The following is a 19068-nucleotide window of genomic DNA, read 5'->3' on the forward strand; positions in this document are numbered from 1 at the left end:
GGAGTCGGAGTTGGAGTTACTACCGGAGTTGGAGTGACAACTGGAGTCGGAGTTGGAGTTACTACCGGAGTTGGAGTTGGTGTTGGCGTCGGATCGATCGCGTCATCAGTGAAAAACGCAATATTACCAACACTACTAGAACGCGGAAACGACTGCGATGTAATGGTAGATTGTCCCGTTGTAATTGCACCCGCCGTACCGTTGCTAGCAGCATCGCCCACCACAAACGGTTGAATTGGCGTCCCTCCATCTCCCCCAGCGTGTGTAATTGCGATATTTCCGCCACCTGTGCCGCCAGCAGTAGAAATACTAGCAAATCCCGTCGGCGAAAAAGGTGTTGAAAAACCACCCGTAGCCCGGAAAAAATTGCCTGTTATTGCTGTGACATCGCCACCGGTGCCGCCTGTACCGCCTTGGGCATTGATAAACTCTACTTGAATATCGCCGATCGGATCTAAGAAGACATTGCCGGCATTTCCGACTATAGCGCTAGAGTTAATTTGTCCGGTGGTAATTGAAGTTATCGCCTTAACAGTTATGTTGCCGCCGCTGTTGGCCGATGTATTCAAATTGCCTGCGGTGAAATTGTTACCGCTTGTAAATAGAATTTCTCCGCCATTAGTAGTAATATTTTTAACGCTTATATCGCCCTTGGCAGTAATATCGACTTTGGCGGCGGTGACATCTCCCGATAAGTTGACTTTTTCCGTGTTAAGTGCTGTCAATTGTTGCGCGTTAATTGTCGAGTTGCCTGTTACATTGCCAGCATTATCGATCGCAAGATTTCCTAACTTGCTCGTAGCGCCAACCGGACCGTTGAAAGTGATGCTGCCGCTACCTGCATCCAGATTTAGGCTGCGGGCCGCATCAATACTGTCGATCGCACCTCCAAAGGCAATATTCCCCCCGGCCGTACTCAATATCGCATCTTTCGTCAACCCGAGAACACCGTTAATATTGATATTGCCATTATTAGTAGTAACATTGCCACCCAACTTAGTGCTGGCCGCAGCAATATTAAAACCAGAATTGCTCGCAATATTACCGTTAGTGAATTCCGCCTGCGTTGCCGTAACATTCACAACAGAAAGTGGTGCTGTTCCTCCGATATTTCCTTGTACCAGCACATTGCCTGTAGCCGCATCTAAGTTCAACAAATGATTACCGTCTATCGCACCTGTTATCTTAATATCTCCGCCGCCGGTACGGAGATTAATATCGTTGCCGAGGTTGACAGTGCCGTTGAGAGCGATCGGATTTTTATTGGTATTGATGCCATAATTCAAATTAATTGTGGCAGCGTTGAGAGCAATGCTGCTGTTGTCATTGCCGGTAAGAGTGCCATCAAGTGCGATCGTACCAGTACCCGTTTGAATATTTACTGGGTCTAAAAATGTAAGATTATAGGGAATACTAATATTGGCACTGCTATCCGATCGCCCGATCGCGATCGAGCTAAATCCATTTTGAATCAAATTAAGTTCCGATGCCGTCAAATCTAAACCGCTAGTATTGTTATCAATTCCGCCAACAGCAATGTTTTGTCCGGCTGTTGCGGGTTGCAGCGTTAACGCGCCCGTACCCGAAACATTCCCAGAAAAATCAATTTCACCTGCAGTTAAATTCAGCGGGTTACTACCTGCCGATAAACTCGAACCGAAAGCAATAGTTGCATCTCCGAGTGTAAAATTTACAGGAGCTTTTAATGTCACCGGACCGCTAAAACTAATGTTATCATTAGTTGTGGCGATATTTCCCTTAACCGCCACAGTTCCCACGCCATTTTGAATAAATTCACCGTCTAAATTCAGGTTTTTCTCAATATTGAGATTTACCTTATTGGTGATTGTGAGCGCGCCGTCATTGGTGGTTGTTACAGTTTCTTTGAGATTGACAGTATCAGCCACAATACCCAGATTGCCAGCTACGTCAACTGTCTTGTTGAAAGTAATCCCGCTGCCTGAAATAATCGAGTTTGGGGCAACAGTGACAGCATCTGCATAAGTTTGACTGCCAGTTGTAGTGACATTGCCCCCTAAAGATATCTTGCTGTTGGCAGTTAAATTAGTGAGAGGAGTTGTTTCGCCGATCGTACTTTTGAAGGTAAGATTACCGCTAGCCGCCTTCACAGTCAAATCGCTGGTACCATCAACAGTCTTATTGAAAGTAATGCTGTCGCCTGAAAGAATCGGATTCTTGGCAACAGTGACAGCATCTCCATAAGTTTGACTGCCAGTTGTAGTGACATTGCCATTGAGTTGAGTTGTGCCGCCATCTGTAGTCAAACTCGCGGCCTTGACTGTTTGATTAAATGTGGTTTTTCCTGTAGAGTTAGCTTTTAAATTGCCCATCCCACCAGCACCAACTGCACCATTGAAGGTAACATTACCGTTAACCGCTTTCACAGTCAAATCGCTGGTACCATCAACAGTATTATTAAAAGTAATGCTGTCACCTAAAAGAATTGGATTCTTGGCAATTGTAACTGCATCTCCATAAGTTTGACTGCCAGTTGTAGTGACATTGCCATTGAGTTGAGTTGTGCCGCCATCGGTAGTCAAACTCGCGGCCTTGACTGTTTGATTAAATGCGGTTATTCCTGTAGAGTTAGTGGTAATTTTTCCTAAAGCTTTGGTATTGCCAAGTGTACCATTGAATGTAATATTACCTGCACCCCCATTTACAGTCAAGTCGCTGCCAATGTTATTGGCATCAACAGTCTCGTTGAAAGTAATGTCACTGCCTGCGAGACTCGGATTGTTGGCAATTGTAACTGCATCTCCATAAGTTTGAGTGCCAGTTGTAGTGACATCGCCCTTAAGTTCGGTTGTACCGCCAGCATTGGTGGTGAAACTGGTAGCCTTGACAGCATTAAATGTAGTGGAACCAGCACTGTTGACGGTGAGATTTCCTAATACTGTCGCGTCGCCGATCAAACCTTTAATCTCAATTTTTCCAGTACCTGTTTCTAACGTGAGATTACCAGTGCCATCAATGTTATTGTTAAACAGAATATTGCCACCTGCAGCAGCGCCATTGCTGACTAACACGCTATCTCCAACTAGGGTATTGCCGTTAATTGTGATATCTTGAGATTTGGTGGTAATATTGCCATTCAGCTTATTAGTTGTAGCAGTCAGAGTAATTGAAGCATTATCAGTTCCCGAAATCGATTGATTGGGATTTACAGAAATAGTGCCTTGAGTATTGAAACTCACAGGATCGGGAAAAGATACCGGCAAATTCTCTACAGTGATATTGCCTGTAGTAGTCTTCCCTCCGAAAACAATGGCACTAAAGCCATTACGCAATGAGGATAAAAACGGTGATCCTATATCGATCGCCTGCGGATCGTCAGGAAGTCCAGCCTGGAAGCGAATTCCTACATTGGGCGAAAAAGGCTGAATTGAAAAAGTGCCTTTACCCTGCGCGGAACCTGCTCCCGAAAAGCCAATCTCATTGCCGATAATGCTAATATTTCCAGTAGTGGGCAACCCATTAGCATCAATGCTATTTATCCCAACTTCATTGGGAGTGGCGATCGCGATATCTCCACCTGCACCGGAACTAGAGCTAGAATTAATTACTCCTGAGTATGCAAAAATGTTGCCTGTTTGACTCGTGAGTGTGATTTTTCCGCCATTACCACCAGTGGAACTGGAGTTAAGATTACTAGCGTTAATCGTATTGTTAGCACTGAGTGTAATCGGGCCACCATTTCCGGTACTGGGTGTCGTATCAATTGCCCCTGCACTCGTATTAATATCACCGTTAGTGCTGGTAAGAGCGATCGCCCGTCCGGGATTTGTGATATCGCCAGCAGTAATATCGCCTGTAGTTGTAATTGCGATCGGGTTCGGACTGGTAACATTGAGAGAATTTTCTATTTTCAGGGAACGCAATTGCTGCAAAGGAGGCGTCCCAATTGGCCCACTGAGATTAATAACGCCTGTTCCCGTAGTCAAAAATAGGTCGCCATCTCCCTCAACCGTTCCCCCAAAATTAATGTCGCCTGCTGCCTTTAACCCAGTATCGAGAGTGACATTAGAACCCGTACCGAGAGAGACGTTGCCATTAAAGGTAATCTTCTGTTCGTTGGTAAGAATATTTGCGTTTAAGTTAGTGGTTGGAGCATTAAAAGTAATTGAAGCGTCGTCTACACCTGTAATGTTTCCATCGACTGCAATTGTGCCAGCTTGCATTGTGACGGGGAAATTAAAAGTAACACCAGCGGGGTCAATTGCGATATTCCCCGTCCCATCCGTGCGCCCGATAATCATTTGGAAAAACCCATCATTTAAAAACTGAGGTGCGAGTTCAGCACTGCTGAGATTCAAACGATCGTCCTCAGTATCACCCCCCACAGTAATATCTAAACTGGGAGTAAGCGGCTCCAACTGGATAATTTTAGTACCTTTAACTTGAATTGTTCCTGACAATTGAATTTCATCGCCCGTCAAAGTGACATCGCCGCCTTTAGTCGCGTGAATCACACCTTCGGTGAGGTTAATTGGAATGGAATTGTTGTTAGCCTTTCCCGTGAGACTAATATTACCCGTTTCCATAGCTTGCACGCTGCTACTACCCTCGAACGTGAGGAAGTGAATGCCGTAGTTGCTAAGTGCTGCACCTACACCCGTACCGCTTAAAACAATATCTCCATTCTCCGATCGTACACTGCCTGAGTTGAGTCTGATCCCGGAATTACTGTCCGTGCCTGCACTGCCCGTCCCCGTCAACGTCACCTTTCCCAAGCCTGCGGTTTGGATAAAACCGTAATATATCTCTATACCCTCGTTGCTAAACCCAGTGCCACCACCTGTACCAGTCAGACTGACATTTCCAGAGAGCGCTTTCACTGTGCCGGCGATTAATATCCCTTCATTCTCATTAGTCCCATTGCCCCCAACACCGCTCAGAGTCACATTCCCGGTGCCTGTGGACTCCACCACCCCATCCACCAAAATACCCCTGTTGTTGTCCGCGCTCCCCTGACCTGTTCCAATCAGGGCGATATCTCCATTCTGGGATTGTACCGTACTGCCCAAATCCCTTATCCCTTGATTGTCACTCGTCCCATCTCCCCCTTTCCCGGTGATGGTGACAGTCCCGTTCCCCGCCGTTGACTCCACTGTAGCGTTGTTTAGATTAACGCCTCTATTTTGGATTCCTGTCCCCGCACCTGTTCCAGTCAGGCTGACATTTCCCCCAGCCGATTGCACTGTGCTTTTGTTAATAGATATCCCTTGATTACCATCTGTCCCGTTCCCGCCAGTACCCTTGAAAGTAATACTTCCTGTTCCGGTCGATCCTACTGTACTGCTGTCAATAGATATCCCTATATTATTAAATGTCTCGTTCCCGCCAGTACCGTTGAAAGTAATACTTCCTGTCCCTACCGATCGCACTATGCTGTTGGTATTAATGTTAATCCCGTTGTGGTCGCTTCCAGTTTTGTTACTATTTCCAATCCCAGTCAGGCTAATATTTCCATTAGCTGAAGTCACCTTAGACTCGCCTGTAACAACAATACCTTCATTGGGCGTGAATGCGCTGGTTCCGCCAGTACCGTTGAGAGTAATATTCCCGCTGCCAATAGTTTGTAGTGTGGCACCCGAAATCAAAATACCATTATTGTTTGCGGTCGCCTTTCCTCCAATACCATTCAGGTCAATGTTTCCACCCCCGGCATTAATTGTGCTGTTATTGATATTGATTCCCGGCCCCAACCCCAAATTCCCCTGACCATTACCCAGGAAATTACCACCATTAGTATCGATCGTCGAACCTACGATACTGACAGCACCACCCTTTAGATTATCACTATCAGCATTCAGAGTAATATTGCCTCCCTGAGTGGTGATATTGGTATTATTAATATTAATATTATTATTAGCAGTGAGAGTCAGGGAATTACTATTAGCCCAAGCAATGGGGGCGCTGACGGTAATATTACCTTGATTCGGAAAATCCGACGCAGTGGAAATAGTCACATTTCCCAAACCTAGCTGTGTTTGCAGCGTCCCATTATTAATTGTAGAAGTAGCAGCAGAGGGCGTAAATGCTCCCTCTGCTAAAGTGCCGCCTGTATCCGCACCTGTACTAATAGTAATATCAGTAGGATCTAATAATAAGGTGCCAGCAATCCCAAAGGTCGATCGCAAATCAACTAATCCTTGAAAATCCAGCGATTGCTTTCCCGACACTTCCACAAAGCCGCCATTCCCAGAAAATAAGCCACCTCGGGCCGTAATATTCCCGTTAAAGCGAGTAGTTTCATCAGCCCAAACTATTACTCGCCCGCCATTCCCGTTACTAATAGCATCAGCATTAATCGTCGAATCGCTGCTGACAAAAGTCCGCGAAGCATTGGGCACAGTCCCCAAACCCTGATAATCTCCCCCAATCAGTACATTACCGCCACCGTTAATCCCAGAAGCATCGATCGTGCCTGCAATAACTCCTACTTTGTCGCCTAAAATATTTACAGTACCGCCAGTGTTGCCAGAGACATTGAGACTGCCAGAGGCGATCGCAGTTCCCGCAGTTACCGGCACAGCAACATTCCCCGTCAACACAACTTCGCCATTAGGATTTACCGTCAAACCCGTCGCCTGTGCCACACCTTGTCCAGTCAGCAACTCCGGCAAAGATAACACTGGCTGCGTCCAATTGTTGGGCAGCGAACTTTGATTTGCTGTCGGCCCAATTTCCAAGCTCAATAAATTTCCCGCTTGACTAATTCGCACCAAATTGTTACCCGGTACGGCGGTGATGAGAATATTGCCCCCCGGCGCATTTACCTGACCATTATTGACAACCGTACCCCCGATCAAACTTAAACTTTGACCTGGTGTCACCGTCAGATTGCCTGCATTAACAATGCTTCCCCCTGGCAAATTTGTAAACGCAAAACTATTCGGTGTCCCGATTAATGTTGCCCAATTGTTATTGCCGATCGCACTAAACCACTGATTATTCCCAAAACCAATCCCTGTCGCCGTATTAGCATTAAAAGATCCAGGCACGTTGAGACTGGCATTCGGCCCGAAAATTATGCCGGCCGGATTCATCAAAAATAAATTGGAATTGCCGCCCGTAACTTGAATTAAGCCATTGATTAAAGAAGGATTACCTCCAGTAATCCTTCCCAAAATATTTTGAATATTGGGATTAGTCAAAAAGTTAGCCGTTTGAGCCTCGCTGAGCCCAAACTGAGTAAAACTATGAAAAAGATTAGCCCCATCTCCGCTGAAAGAGCCCCCGGAAATGTCGTAGCGGTTGCCGTTGGGAGTAACAACTGTGTTAGTGCCGTCTGGTGCGGGGACGATGGGTTGCGCGTTTGCCGAACCCGCCGCTGCACTCAGCCAGCTAACAATGAATAACCATCCGAGCAAATGTAGTCTGTTGGCTGTCATTGTGTTTAAAGATTGTGCTTAAAGGGCGATCGTATTTCTTTCTACTATTTTTACTCATAAAATTTTTTCATGTCAATAGGAGCAGCCTATTTTTGCTGGTAGAATAATTAGAACTGAAAAAGGAAATGTATATTTTTAATTACTATGATTTACTTAAAAACATTTTTTTTACTAGAAGTCAGGCGCGGGAAATGAAACTTAGTTTCTTTTTTGACCTTCATCATGCAGGATACAAGCCCCCGGATTCATTCCAACGCGCAGACTCAGTATCCAGAAATAAAAAACCTGTATCCGATGAAACTTGCCCCCCGAATTTATCCGTGGGGTCAATTCTAAAATCTAAAATCTAAAATCTAAAATCTAAAATCGATTGACACAATTATCTTTAAAAACCGGGTTGATGCGTCCGGGAATGTGGGGGAAAATATGGCGCGGAATGCGACGGTTAGGGGTTTAAAAAACTCGGAATTTTAGTCAAAATTACGTAAGTACCAAATGCCTGTTAGACAGCTTGCTTAGAGTGGCAAAAAACTCGATCTAGTCCCTACTCGCGGTCGCCGCCGCTGCTTTCTCCATAGGCAGAGCACCTTGCAGCCCGCTTTCAGGATAACGAACCGACCAGCAGACTTTCTCTCCAAAACTTTATATTTTATGGATGAACTTTACCAAAACTTTATAAAGGTCGAGTAAAATTTTTATGTATTTTTGATGAAAGCCAATATTTGCAAGTCTTGCACTCAACTTTAGACCGTTACCGAAACCAAGTAAATGTAGTAGGTTGGAAGTCTAGGCAGGATGAAAATCTTGCTCTGACAGATTAAACTGTGTCAATCTGGTGTCAGTGAAAACTCTTAGAAGAAGCACTCATTTACTCCAAAACACCCTTAAGTAAGATCTGTATATAGATTCACTGGTGTGGAGCCTCTTCTTTAGGTTTGACGATCGCCCTAAATATAGCAGGCTCGCGATCGTCGATTCGCGTCACGGCAACATGGCATTTAGGGCATTTTCCGCCTTACTACCTAACAATACTGGAGGAATCAGGGTTATGACTACCTTAACGCTAGTCAAAAAAACATCTTTTACAATCGTCAGCTTGGCAACCACAATGTTGCTCAGTATCTGCACCCCCGTCCGAGCTTTCATGTTTGGCACCAACGGCATCCAGTTCGATAAAGATACAAAGATCAACTTTAGATTCAATAACTCTCGCAGCCGTTACCAGTCAAGCTTGTGGGTGGCCCAAGCTGAGTCAGGAAACAATGGCTACACTAACGTCGCCAAACTGTTTGAGGAGACTAAACCCTCAGATAACGGCTCTGCCAACAACTGGGAAGCAACCTTCGGCAACGCAGTCACGTCGGACAACGGCTCCATCACCCAAACCTTCACATTTTTGCAGGATCAAATTTATGCCCTGCTGCTGTGGAGCGACACGGGCAGCGGCAAGCCTCTCGAGCAATACGTCTCGTCGAGTACCTTCATGAACAGCACCCTATGGTGGACCCCCGAAACCCAGTTCCGAAGAGATGAATGTGGGGTGGAGGGATGTCAGCTTGCTGTGTTTGGTAACTTTATGCTCAACCCCAACTCCAACGACTCATTTACAAACATCAACGGCGGTAAAGGCCCAGAGCAATTTTCATCCCTCACAATGGCCGAACTGGCTAATGGCACACCAATCTCCTTCGACGATTTCGACAATGCCAAACCAGGAACCGAGCTTGATTTCAAAGCCTTCACCGTGTCGGCTGAGTTAGTCCCCGAACCAGGCCCCGAACCAGTCCCCGAACCAGTCCCCGAACCAGTCACAGTGTTCGGGACGATGCTGGGGATTGGGGCTTTGGCTGCAGCTCGCAGGAAAAAAAAGCGAGGGCAGTAACCATAAAAATGACTATTAACCAGCCCCATACAAATCTAAATAGTGCGTCTGTTCAGTGGTACTCTGAGAAATAGCATTTCTAAATGTTAAGACTTTTTCCATAACGGGAAAAATAGCATCCTAACAAAGGCACTATTCATGGTATCCACCGCAGAAAAAACGAACGTAGGCTACATCACCCAAATCATCGGGCCAGTTGTAGACGTAAAATTCCCAGGCGGCAAACTGCCCCAAATCTATAACGCTCTCACAATTTCCGGCAAAAACGAAGCAGGTCAAGACGTTGCCGTTACCTGCGAAGTTCAACAACTGCTCGGAGACAGCCAAGTGCGCGCCGTTTCCATGAGTACCACCGACGGCTTGGTGCGTGGCATGGAAGTAGTAGATACCGGGGAAGCGATCCAAGTTCCCGTCGGAATCCCAACTCTCGGCCGGATTTTTAACGTCATCGGTCAACCCGTAGACAACCTCGGCCCGGTCAATACTTCCGAAAGTATGCCCATCCACCGCGACCCGCCGGCTTTCACCGAACTGGAAACCAAGCCTTCGGTGTTTGAAACTGGGATCAAGGTGATTGACCTGCTCGCGCCCTACCGTCGCGGTGGCAAAATCGGTTTGTTCGGCGGCGCAGGCGTCGGCAAAACCGTGATTATGATGGAACTCGTGAACAACATCGCTAAGGCTCACGGTGGCGTGTCCGTGTTCGGTGGTGTGGGCGAGCGCACCCGCGAAGGTAATGACCTCTACAAAGAAATGATCGAGTCGGGGGTTATTGACGAAGAAGACCGCAGCAAGTCGAAAATTGCTCTGGTTTACGGTCAAATGAACGAGCCGCCTGGTGCTCGGATGCGCGTGGGCCTGTCGGCTCTGGCGATGGCCGAATACTTCCGTGATGTCAGCAAGCAAGACGTGCTGCTGTTCATTGACAATATCTTCCGGTTTGTGCAAGCGGGTTCTGAGGTATCGGCTCTGTTGGGTCGGATGCCTTCGGCTGTGGGATATCAGCCGACTCTCGGTACAGACATGGGCGACTTGCAAGAACGGATTACTTCGACTACCGAAGGTTCGATTACTTCGGTTCAAGCTGTGTACGTACCTGCGGATGACTTGACTGACCCCGCACCGGCTACGACTTTTGCTCACTTGGACGCTACAACTGTGTTGTCTCGCGGTTTGGCTGCGAAGGGGATTTATCCTGCGGTTGACCCGCTGGATTCTACGTCTACGATGTTGCAAGTTAGCGTTGTCGGCGAAGAGCACTATGGTGTTGCTCGTCAGGTGCAGTCTACTCTGCAACGCTATAAGGAATTGCAAGACATTATTGCAATTTTGGGCTTGGACGAGCTGTCTGAAGATGACCGCTTGACCGTTTCTCGCGCTCGCAAAATTGAACGGTTCTTGTCTCAACCGTTCTTTGTGGCTGAAGTGTTCACTGGTTCCCCCGGCAAGTACGTCAAGCTGGCAGACACCATTAAGGGTTTCCAGATGATTTTGGCTGGCGAACTTGATGAATTACCTGAACAAGCTTTCTATTTGGTGGGCGATATCAACGAGGCGATCGCCAAAGCTGAAAAAATGAAAGCTGAGGCCAAGTAATTTTAGTCATGAGTCAGTAGTCAGTAGTCATGAGTCATGAGTCAGTAGTTATTAGTTATTTGTTATTAGTTATTGGTTATTGGTAACAACTGACAACTGACAACTGACAACTGACAACTGATAACTGACAACTGACAACTGACAACTGACAACTGACAACTGACAACCGACAACTGACACTTTATGACATTAACTGTGCGCGTAGTGGCCCCAGACAAAACTGTTTGGGATTCTAATGCTGAAGAAGTAATTCTGCCGAGCACCACAGGCCAACTGGGTATCTTGAGCGGTCACGCTCCAATGTTGACAGCTTTGGATACCGGAGTGATGCGCGTCCGTCCCGGCAAGGAATGGGTGTCTATTGCTCTGATGGGTGGCTTTGCAGAAATCCAAGAAAACAAAGTTACTATTCTTGTCAACGGCGCTGAAAAAGGCGAAACCATTGATAAAGAAGCTGCTCGTACTGCTTACACCGAAGCAGAAGCTCGTTTGGAAAAGGCTACTAGCGGCACTTTGCAAGAGCAAATTCAAGCTAAGCAAGCAATCAAACGCGCGAGAGCTCGTTTCCAAGCTGCCGGCGGCACGCTCTAGCTCTCAGGGTAAGGACATAGTGCTTTTGTAGTAGCGACACAACAATGTTGTGTCCCTACTCTTTTGCTCGCGTTGTGTCCCTAATGTTTTGCTAAACTCCCGCCTCGGACAATAGAGACTGCATTGTTTCCCAAGATAACCCTTGCTGAAGATAGCGGGGGTTATTTGGATTGTAGGGGCTCTCCACGCGATCGACACTGACAATTGTTGCTTCCTCCGGCAAAACAGGAACCTCTGGATCGAAAGCGGTCGATCGCGTCAGGGAGCTAGAAAAGCCTTTAAAAATAGCAATTTCATCGAATTCGCCGTCAATTTCGGCCTTGACGATTAAAACTTCGTGCGATCGTTTTACCGTGTATTTTTCCAAACGGCGAGCAATAGAGTCAGCCATAGCAAATCTCACTTTCCTGAAATCTGCTATAATATAGCTTAATTTTCTGGCTAATTTCAGGGACAGACAGCTAATTTTTTATTGTTAATTCAACCGTTTTTAATAGCAGCAAGTAAGCGCACATAATATAATTTATCTAAATAAAACCAACCATTTGAATCAGGAAAAGCCTACTTTTCCGATATTTGGTGAGCCACAGAAAGACTATGTTTTAATTATCGTTGTCCCGTAAAAATTTGATGAAACAGCGTTTTGCTTGGGATATACGCTGCTATTTATGCTAGTTTTTTGTTGGAAATCAGCTCTGGTAAGTTGTAACTCAAAGCTAATAAATAACTGTTTAAGCTGTTCTGTATTTAAATTGTATGTCAAAAAAAATCAAAGTCTTGTGGGGAGTAGGGGTTGGGCGTCCCGCCCGCCCTGAATATACAATTTAAATGCGCGATAGCTTAGGGGGCGGGCATTTTAGTTAGTGACTCAATTCTAGAGCGTTTGGGCGATCGAGAAAAATATATGTGCCGATTTGTCGATTCAGTCACAGTAAAAGGCAAAAAATCTGCCGTGTCGGTGTTGGAAATTTATGATGCAGAAACAGAACAAAGCATTGAACTAAAACAGGAAACTGCTGCTGAATTTCAAAAAACTCTGGACTTTTATTTCGAGCAAAATTTTACTGAATCGCAAAAATTATTCACTAAGATTTGCGAAACCAATCCTCAACCTAACTTAGCAGCAATTTACTGCCAGCGTTCTCTAAAGAATGGAATGTATGGAGTGCCTGAAGGATGGTCGAGGATAGAAGCTTTGGATGAAAAGTAGGAATAGGGGAAGGCTTGGCATGGCGCGGGGACAGGGCGAACGCATCTAAACTTTATGTTAACAGAATCTGATATCTTGGAGAAGAATTATTGAGTACCTAAAAAACATTTAATTATAGTTTACCCTGCAGGAGACTCAAACCTAAGATCAGTATTGCTGACCATTTTTTTGACTGAGAAGAGCCAAGAATTGAGCGGACGAAACAGCATCAATTAATTGATATTATCACCAACCATCTCAATTTGTGCCGTGATTTGCAGTGCTGATACATGGGTGGATATCGAAAGTTAGGGGTGCAGCTCAATACGAATGGTTAAAGAAAAATTTAGAATTGCCGAAGGGCATCCCGACCCATAACACAATTGGGCGAGTATTTTTTCCCCTAAAACCCGAGGAATTTCAGAAATATTTTTTGATTTAGATTCAATCTATTAGTGGCTTCAATCCCGGAGAAGTAATCGCAATTGATGGCAAAAGAATTCGCCATTCTTACGAGCGGAAGGAGATAACCAAAAAATTTATATGGTCAGTGCTTTGGCGACCCGTAAAAGATTAGTTGTAGGTTCAAGTTGAGGTCTATAAAAAATTAACTGAAATCACAGCTATTGCGGCTTTACTAAAAGTATTAGAATTAAATCGAAGCATTGTCACATTGATGCGATGGGCTGTCCGAGGTCAATTGTGAAGTCAATTGTCGAACAAGAAGGAGATTATGTAATCGCCTTAAAAAAGAACGACCCATCTCTGTATGCCAGAGTATAAAAGTGGTTTAAGCAAGCAATTATATGAGGATTTTCTGGATTTATACATAGGGCTTGTTCGACAAAAAATAACAATTACGGTCGCTTAAAAATCTGATAAAACTTTATACTAAGTGGAATTAAAGAGCTGATTTATTCCGACAATCTATGGGAAAATTCTCACAGTACAGGTCTGATAAAATCCGTGAAATAGTGAAAGTAAAAACAACTATTGAACCTCGTTATTACATTAGTAGTTTACCAAAATATGCTCTCTAGTCTTGGTGAATTAGTCAGCAGCTATTGGGGAATTTCAATTTATTTACATTGGTATTAGGTGTGGTTGTCGTGAAGACTATTGTCGGCTTATAAAAGATAATTTTCCGCAAAAATTTGCTATAACTAGACCGATCTTGCTCAATTTTTGAATCAAGAAGAAACCTCAAAAATCGGAGCAGCAAATAAGCGAATTCTAGCTGGGTGGGATGATAACTATTTGACTAATATTCTCGCGGTGGAAGTTAAATAAATTCTCACAAACAACTCATTACTAACTATTATACAAGTTGTAAAAAGTGGTTATCATCTTTTTATTTGTCAAATTTAATTTTAAGTAAAAGCCCCCCTTTATCAGTTATTTTTATCTAAAAAAATCCTCACAAAGCGTATCGGTAGCTTCTAATAATGGTGAATTTATATCAAAATATACTGATCAATGATGAACAGTGTTCAATAAGATGCGTTCGCCCTGGTTGAGTACCAAAGGGGCGAATAGTTCGGCTTCGAGGTTAAAGAGTACCTACTTCAAAAATGGGGTATGAAATGTGCTTACTGTAGCGTTGAAAATGTCCCCTTCGATCTCGAACACATTCTTGCAAAAAGCAAGGGAGGTTCTCATCGAGTCACTAACCTCTGTCTCTGTCTTAGTTGTCACTCTTGCAACCAAGCCAAGGGAAACAAACCTGTCGAGGAGTTTTTGAAAAAGAAGCCAGAAGTTCTCAAGCTAGTAATGGCTCAAGCGAAAGCATCTCTCAAAGATGCCGCTGCTGTTAACGCTACTCGTTGGGAGTTGTACAGAAGGCTTCAATCTACTGGCTTGTCTGTAGAAGTAGATTCTGGTGGGGGAACAAAATTTAATCGCAAGACTAGAGGGATTGAGAAGCGGCATTGGACAGATGCAGCAAATGTTGGTGCATCTACTCCAGAACGACTTCTTCTCAATGGGATGAAACCCTTGATTGTCAAAGCTAAAGGACATGGCAGAAGATAGCGTTGCGGCACTGACAAGTTTGGCTTTCCAATTCGTCATGCTCCAGCTCAAAAGTTTTTTATGGGATTCCAAACTGGGGATTTAGTAAATGCCCATGTTCTTACTGGGAAGTATGCAGGAAACTACACGGGTCGAATTGCCATTCGATTCAAACCAAGTTTCAAGTTAACAAGAGGAGGTAAAAGCTTTGACGTACATCCCAAGTATTTGAAAACCATTCATAAGGCTGACGGATATGAATATGCCTCCTGACTCAAAGGATTCGCTGTCGCTCAATTTATTAGTAGGCGGCAATTCCCCAGACGCGCTCACCCTTGGCGGTACTCGCGGCGCTCGATATATCCGCCTCGGTTATAGCGTCTGGGGAATTGCCGCATTCTAGGTGGGCCTCTTGACCGACAGTGGTGATAGGCTATAAAACATAAGTAATTTAATATCTGTAGCTGTCGCTCAACAAACCACTACCAACCTGTGACGAATCAAGCGGGAGCCTTCAAGGGGAAAGAAAGATGAAAAAATTAGAATTTTTGCTACAGAAAGAAGGCGATCGCGCCTGGTTGCCCCTAGAAACCTCCGACGTGGAAATTCTAGAAGGTAAATACCGTGTTGTTGCTCGCATTCAGCACCCGAACACCGACATCGAAATTCGCGTTACCCATACCTCCTTCGACCCAGGGGCGCAGCGGAAAGTCCAAAGCCGATCGGCCCGCACCAACCCCGAAGGATTAGTCGTGATCATTCCCTACACCAGGCTCAAACCCGGACTGTGGGAACTCTCCTGCTTGCCAGATCCCAAAGCAACACCATTAAAACCTTGGCAGTACGGCGTTCAGTTGGAAGTATTGCCCGCAGAATCGGAAACCTCCGAACCCCTACCGCCGATCGACCAAACCGAACCCGCAGCTTCCCCCGCACCAAAAATAGCAGCACCAGTCGATCGCCCCCCACCAAAAATCGCAGCACCGGTCGATCGCCCCGCACCAAAAATCGCAGCAGCCGATTCAGCAGCGCAGCAAACCAAAATTTACCAATTCCCAATTCCCCAAACCCCCGAACCCAAACCGGGCGTCAAACTCGAACTCGTCCTCGATCAAGAAACCTTCGTCACGCAACTCGGTCGCCCCTTAATCATTTCCGGCAAAATCGACATTCCCCAACCCCCCCAACAAAGCAGAAAAACAGCAAGTCTCATCCCCGAATCCGAAGCGATAGAACTCAAACAACTGATCGGTTCAGCACAACTGCAAATTTATCTGCGCGACCCCCAAACCTCAAAAATTCTCGCAGAAATCCAGCAGCCGATGCCAGAACAAGTTCCCCCCTGCATCTTTGCCTGCGTCACCTACATCCCAACCGAGTGCAAAAGCCGCCTCATTTTAGGAGAAGCAATTCTCAGCAGCGGCGGCGTCACCCTAGCCACCAAACTATTCACAATTACAGCCCGTTTAGAGCACCTTCTACAGGAAATTAAAGACAATTTCATCGAAGAAAAGCATCAAGCCGAACCCTCCCCAACAGCCTCAAAACCGTCTGGAAGCGCCAAAAATATATCCTTCCTCAAGCTAGTAGAAAAATCCTTAGACCCTCCATCCCCCGCCGAAGTCCCAACCACTGAAGCCTTACCCCCTCTACTGGCTTCGCGTCACACCCCAAGTGGAGGCGGTCTAGAACTGCCCGCATTTGGCAATAAACTGCCCGACAGCAGCCGATCGCAATTGCTGTCGGAAATTTCCAATTCGCCTCGAACGGTCGCAGAGTCGATCGACCCACAAACCAAACCCTCAGACATCCCAACTTCCCCTAAAACAGCGGAAATCGGAGCGATCGACCAAAAACCCGAAAACAGCCCCGAATTAGAAAAAACAGCCCCAGAAACCCCGCCAGCACCCACAAAACAGGCATTTCAAACCTTAAACGTCGAAAGTCGATTTTGGTCGCGACTGAGTTCCTTAGCCAGCAACGGCGAATCCCCCGACTGGCTCAAAGCAACCACCCTGTCACCAACTCCCACAGCCGCCGCAAATAGCAGCGACGAAATTGCCGTTGTGGAAGAAAGCAGCTTAACCCAACAGCAACCCGAAACCAGCGAAACAATTTCCGATCTCAAATCCACTAGCCCCGAAGCCAGAGAATTTGTGGTTTTTGACGAACCCCCGCAACCGAAAAAAGTTGGTCAAAAAACCACAACTGTCGCCGCAGAAGTAACTCCTCCGACTCCTTACGTCTTGCCAGAAGACGAGTTAGTACCGATGCCAATTTTGGAATTGCCGCGCGCCGAAATCATCGCGGGCCAGGCTGTAAAAGTGCAAGTGCAACTGCCGGAATTAATGCCCCGGATTTATGTGAAAGTTTGGGTGTACGATCGACAAACCTACCTGATTCTCGACGGGCCGCGCTGGATTACCGAATTTAAATCTAACGGGTTGGGAAATGTTCGAGCAAGTGTCGAGTTAGAGATTCCCTACGGCTGCATGGAAGTCGAATTTGAGGCGATCGCCGTCGAAATGCAAACTCAGCGGGAAAGCCACAAAATAAGCGTTCACCGCCAAGTTTTACCCCCAGCAGGGCCAACTTTACCCCTCGAGGGGTAAGCCCAAATCCGCGTTCATCCGCGTTCATCCGCTGACATCTGCGGTTAAAAAATCCTACTTACTTACCAGTCAACTGCCGAAACTTCTTCTTAAACTTATTCTTATACACGTAGATCAATCGCTGTAAATCTTCAACTTGCAACGTCCTCTCAGCAGCCAAACCCGTGCGGTTCCAAACATCCTCCTGACACTTGCGACGGCAGAAATTCATCGGTTCCGAGTAAACTGTCCCACTAGATAAAGTTGGCTTCGGGCCGCACCAGTGAATCACAGTCGCCTGAGTGCGATCGCCCGCAGGCCCGCTTTCTTCCACCGGAAACTGCTTTCTCAGCAAATCCTGGTCAAAATCCGGCACCAACAACTGCATATCAACATTCTGCACCCGCAGTCGATTTTCTTGTGCCGCCCGGAAAATCATAAAATTCAAAAACCCCATTTCTCCGTACTTAAATATCCCCGGATTTGCCGCCGTAAAATCTAAAATTTCCACGTATTCTTCCAAGCTAAAAACGCCGCGTTTAGCAAAGAAAGTACCCGTGCAGAAATAGTTCGATCGCGACTCCGACCAACGAAAATTCGGGAAATGCTTCTCAACGCCCGGAATGTCAAAGAAAAATTCCGAAACATCCGCATCCGGGTAATCGTAACAAGGCTTGTCTACAATAAAATCAAAATCTTGAAAATTAGCCAATTTGAGAACATCGCCCCAGACGATCGTATCGGCATCCAAAACCATAAAATTTGACCAAGGACTTTCCCAGAAAGCAATCATTTTAGTTTTGCCCCAACCAAAACTTCTTTTTCTGAGAACTTCTTCAGAAACAGTTGTGCGGTTGATAACTCGCACCCCATATGATTTTTCCAAAGCACTCACAGAAAACGTACCGTCAATCAACAGACAAATCGGCACATCTCCCAGGAAATAGCGGATGCTAGCACAGCAACCCTTAGCAAACAGATAATCTTGGTCGCAGCAGGCAATAATAATACCAAAATCTTCCATAAACCCTCACTCTTTTACTAATATCCAGTTACCCAAAATAATGCGACTGTAGGCAAGCTCCCAACCTTTATGTCATAAGTTATTGCCAATTATTTAATCTAAAATGGTATAACTTGCTTACCCCCAGCGTTTGGGTTTTTTGTTCTGACAGCAGCTATATTTTCGAGTTCTGCTTTTTCGCCAGCTTAACACTAAACTCCTCCGATCGTCCGTAGGCAAAAACATCGTTAAAACCGCTAGGAATCTTGGGCATAGTTGGTCTGTCAAGCAAGTGAGCTTTCCTTGGGCCAAAAGCGGGTCAAGCACCACCAGTTGCAGTTGCACTCAAACAACAAAAAAGTTGTGTTAAAATAGCGGGAAATTAAACCCGCCGGCGGTTAGTCTCAAAAAAGACGATCGTCCTGGCAAGTCCCGACGGCAGGGGGCATCAAAAAACCCAAATTGGTCAAGCCTGAACTTTAGTTTGGATCGGGTCAATCTACCAGCCTTTAAATCTCAGTTCCCCACTCAGGGCGGGAAAATAGCCCCTGCCGGGTCGCGAGGTTTAAAGTTAGGTTAAAAAGCTTGACATTATAGGATATAACGCTGTATAAGGGATGCGACAAGCAGCCACAATCCTACCTATAACTGTCTGTTAAGTCTGGCGTAACCGAGGACTCTGGGCAGTTGTCAGTTAGAGGCAGATTGTGGTCGAACCCATAGAACCAGTTGTCGATCGCCTGCAGAGCAACTCAAGCAAGTCTGGCGATCGAGAGATGAAATTAGCA

At 45.8% G+C, this 19068-nt stretch carries 10 protein-coding genes and 2 pseudogenes; 9 read left to right on the forward strand and 3 right to left on the reverse strand.

Annotation, left to right across the window (positions count from 1 at the left end):
* Nucleotides 1–7418 (reverse strand): two-partner secretion domain-containing protein (locus tag QUB77_RS01880; protein ID WP_333322809.1); only part of this gene is annotated, 7418 nt, incomplete at its 3' end.
* Nucleotides 7419–8466: 1048 nt separating this feature from the next.
* Between QUB77_RS01880 and QUB77_RS01885 the strand changes: the two genes are divergently transcribed.
* The 3 genes from QUB77_RS01885 (at nucleotide 8467) to atpC (ending at nucleotide 11487) form a co-directional block, all read left to right on the forward strand.
* Entirely contained in the window at nucleotides 8467–9300 is an 834-nt protein-coding gene (locus tag QUB77_RS01885) for a PEP-CTERM sorting domain-containing protein (RefSeq protein WP_333173149.1), read from the forward strand.
* Nucleotides 9301–9438: 138 nt separating this feature from the next.
* A complete protein-coding gene (gene atpD, locus QUB77_RS01890) occupies nucleotides 9439–10896 on the forward strand; it encodes a F0F1 ATP synthase subunit beta (protein WP_333173151.1) in 1458 nt (485 codons plus the stop codon).
* Between the two features lie 183 nt (nucleotides 10897–11079).
* Nucleotides 11080–11487, forward strand: a complete 408-nt coding sequence (gene atpC / locus QUB77_RS01895) for an ATP synthase F1 subunit epsilon (protein WP_006635885.1) — start codon at nucleotides 11080–11082, stop codon at nucleotides 11485–11487.
* A 91-nt stretch (nucleotides 11488–11578) separates the two neighbouring features.
* Here the strand turns inward: atpC and QUB77_RS01900 are convergent, their stop codons facing one another.
* Nucleotides 11579–11878: a DUF7734 family protein gene (locus tag QUB77_RS01900; RefSeq protein ID WP_333173154.1), complete on the reverse strand. Its 300-nt coding sequence runs from the start codon at nucleotides 11876–11878 to the stop codon at nucleotides 11579–11581.
* A 513-nt stretch (nucleotides 11879–12391) separates the two neighbouring features.
* Between QUB77_RS01900 and QUB77_RS01905 the strand changes: the two genes are divergently transcribed.
* The 6 genes and pseudogenes from QUB77_RS01905 (at nucleotide 12392) to QUB77_RS01925 (ending at nucleotide 17298) form a co-directional block, all read left to right on the forward strand.
* Entirely contained in the window at nucleotides 12392–12697 is a 306-nt protein-coding gene (locus QUB77_RS01905; RefSeq protein ID WP_333173156.1) for a hypothetical protein, read from the forward strand.
* Nucleotides 12698–12885: 188 nt separating this feature from the next.
* Nucleotides 12886–13966: pseudogene (locus QUB77_RS01910) on the forward strand (ISAs1 family transposase).
* A 288-nt stretch (nucleotides 13967–14254) separates the two neighbouring features.
* Nucleotides 14255–14410: pseudogene (locus QUB77_RS31645) on the forward strand (HNH endonuclease); the annotation flags it as partial.
* A 3-nt stretch (nucleotides 14411–14413) separates the two neighbouring features.
* Nucleotides 14414–14707 carry a hypothetical protein gene (locus QUB77_RS31650; RefSeq protein ID WP_445251711.1) on the forward strand — a complete coding sequence of 98 codons (294 nt, stop codon included), beginning with the start codon at nucleotides 14414–14416 and terminating at the stop codon, nucleotides 14705–14707.
* 241 nt (nucleotides 14708–14948) lie between these two features.
* The gene (locus tag QUB77_RS01920) at nucleotides 14949–15089 is read left to right on the forward strand and encodes a hypothetical protein (protein WP_333173158.1); all 141 of its coding nucleotides are present in this window, start codon (nucleotides 14949–14951) and stop codon (nucleotides 15087–15089) included.
* A 127-nt stretch (nucleotides 15090–15216) separates the two neighbouring features.
* Complete coding sequence (locus tag QUB77_RS01925) at nucleotides 15217–17298, forward strand: hypothetical protein (RefSeq protein ID WP_333173160.1); 2082 nt, start codon at nucleotides 15217–15219, stop codon at nucleotides 17296–17298.
* A gap of 58 nt (nucleotides 17299–17356) precedes the next feature.
* Here the strand turns inward: QUB77_RS01925 and QUB77_RS01930 are convergent, their stop codons facing one another.
* Nucleotides 17357–18301: a hypothetical protein gene (locus QUB77_RS01930; protein WP_333173162.1), complete on the reverse strand. Its 945-nt coding sequence runs from the start codon at nucleotides 18299–18301 to the stop codon at nucleotides 17357–17359.
* Nucleotides 18302–19068: the final 767 nt, after the last annotated feature.

Origin of the sequence: Microcoleus sp. AT9b-C3 (genome assembly GCF_036705485.1) — a bacterium.
In the GTDB taxonomy this organism is placed as follows: domain Bacteria; phylum Cyanobacteriota; class Cyanobacteriia; order Cyanobacteriales; family Microcoleaceae; genus Microcoleus.

Bases quoted from the DNA above. Each gene is read 5' to 3' on its own strand.
- atpC (WP_006635885.1), top strand. From the start codon at position 11,080: ATGACATTAACTGTGCGCGTAGTGGCCCCAGACAAAACTGTTTGGGAT.
- QUB77_RS01905 (WP_333173156.1), top strand. From the start codon at position 12,392: ATGTGCCGATTTGTCGATTCAGTCACAGTAAAAGGCAAAAAATCTGCC.
- QUB77_RS01885 (WP_333173149.1), top strand. From the start codon at position 8,467: ATGACTACCTTAACGCTAGTCAAAAAAACATCTTTTACAATCGTCAGC.
- QUB77_RS01930 (WP_333173162.1), bottom strand. From the start codon at position 18,301: ATGGAAGATTTTGGTATTATTATTGCCTGCTGCGACCAAGATTATCTG.
- QUB77_RS01900 (WP_333173154.1), bottom strand. From the start codon at position 11,878: ATGGCTGACTCTATTGCTCGCCGTTTGGAAAAATACACGGTAAAACGA.
- QUB77_RS01920 (WP_333173158.1), top strand. From the start codon at position 14,949: ATGCCTCCTGACTCAAAGGATTCGCTGTCGCTCAATTTATTAGTAGGC.
- QUB77_RS01925 (WP_333173160.1), top strand. From the start codon at position 15,217: ATGAAAAAATTAGAATTTTTGCTACAGAAAGAAGGCGATCGCGCCTGG.
- atpD (WP_333173151.1), top strand. From the start codon at position 9,439: ATGGTATCCACCGCAGAAAAAACGAACGTAGGCTACATCACCCAAATC.